This is a genomic window from Herbaspirillum sp. VT-16-41, assembly GCF_001994935.1.
In the GTDB taxonomy this organism is placed as follows: domain Bacteria; phylum Pseudomonadota; class Gammaproteobacteria; order Burkholderiales; family Burkholderiaceae_D; genus Herbaspirillum; species Herbaspirillum frisingense.
Window position 1 is genome coordinate 1 of the sequence record NZ_MUXB01000080.1, and the last position, 1,209, is coordinate 1,209.

Annotated in this window: 1 protein-coding gene and 1 pseudogene; one reads left to right on the plus strand and one right to left on the minus strand. The window is 53.7% G+C overall.

Annotated elements, in window-relative coordinates; translation table 11 throughout:
- Window positions 1-402 precede the first annotated feature (402 nt).
- Window positions 403-771 (plus strand): annotated as a pseudogene (locus BTM36_RS06190) (guanosine-3',5'-bis(diphosphate) 3'-pyrophosphohydrolase); the annotation flags it as partial.
- Here the strand turns inward: BTM36_RS06190 and BTM36_RS06195 are convergent.
- Window positions 741-1,187, minus strand: a complete 447-nt coding sequence (locus BTM36_RS06195) for a hypothetical protein (RefSeq protein WP_368730705.1) — start codon at window positions 1,185-1,187, stop codon at window positions 741-743. The pseudogene BTM36_RS06190 and the gene BTM36_RS06195 sit on opposite strands and share 31 nt — an antisense overlap.
- Window positions 1,188-1,209: the final 22 nt, after the last annotated feature.

Here is a 1,209-nt window from a genome sequence, read left to right on the forward strand (position 1 = left end):
CGCAGATGGCGGCGTATAAGGGCGTAGCCTGAGGGATGTTTCATATCGGCCTCTCAATGAAAAAGGCCATCCGGTGGTGATGGCCTGTTGGAAGTAAACGGAAGGGAATTCACTGAGGTGATATATGACTGTGATTTTTTTAGTTTTTCTGATTCAGCTCAGCCCAGGTTTTTTCTATCAAATATTCAATAACATCAGCCCTGTTGCGGTTAAAATGTTTCTCCAGTTTGATCAGCGTGTTTTTAGCGTCTGGAGAAATACGAATATTAATCGGTGCCTTATCAGCAACTTTCTTACGATGTTTTGTGTTTGCGTAGCGTTTTCGAAGTCTGCTGAGGAAGAATTCTTTTTGTGCCCTTTCAGCATCCCATAACTCAAAGAGTGCAGGTATTGCGTATTTCTGAATTGCGGGATGAGAACTGCGCGCCCAGCTCCCCGACGCGACGCCGAGGTCACGCGAAGGGGCTGGGGGCAGCGCGAGCCAACCGCCGCGAAGGCGGCGCCAAGAGCAGGGAAGCGGTCACCTCGACCCTGATCGCCGCCGGCATCCCGTCCCAGGGCGACGGCCGGGAAAAGACCCTCTACGGCATCTACCGCAAGATGCGCAACAAGCACCTGACGTTGTCCCAGGGGCTGGACGTCTATGGCTTCCGGGTGGTGGCAGACAGCTGCGCCAACTGCTATGAGGCGTTGGGCACCCTGCACTCCGTGTACAAGCACCTGCCGGGCAAGTTCAAGGATTACCGCGCCATCCCCAAGCTCAATCGCCACTGTACCGTTGGAGAGGCGGCAGTGTGCGGCTCTTCGTAATATCCTAAGCCACGACAGCGCTGCCAGTTTGGCGCTGTCGCTTTTGCGTCGTAGCGCCATTTCTCTTTACCGGAATCCACATCCAGCGCCAGCACTTTGCTGTATGGGGTACAGACATATAACGTGTCGCCAATTTGCAGCGGCGTGTTCTGATCTTCCGCGCCGGAGCCATTGCTCTGCGGAATATCCCCGGTATGTGCTATCCAGGCGACTTGCAGCTTGTCGACATTCTGTTTGTTGATCTGGTCAAGCGCCGCAAATCGATCGCCATGGGTGGTATTGCCCCAGTGTTTCCAGTCGTGCTGTTCACTGCCAGGCTGAACCGGTTTAACGGTAATCGACTCGGTTGGGGAAATCACATTCCACGTTTTAAACATTCCGCCAATACTAACCAGAAGT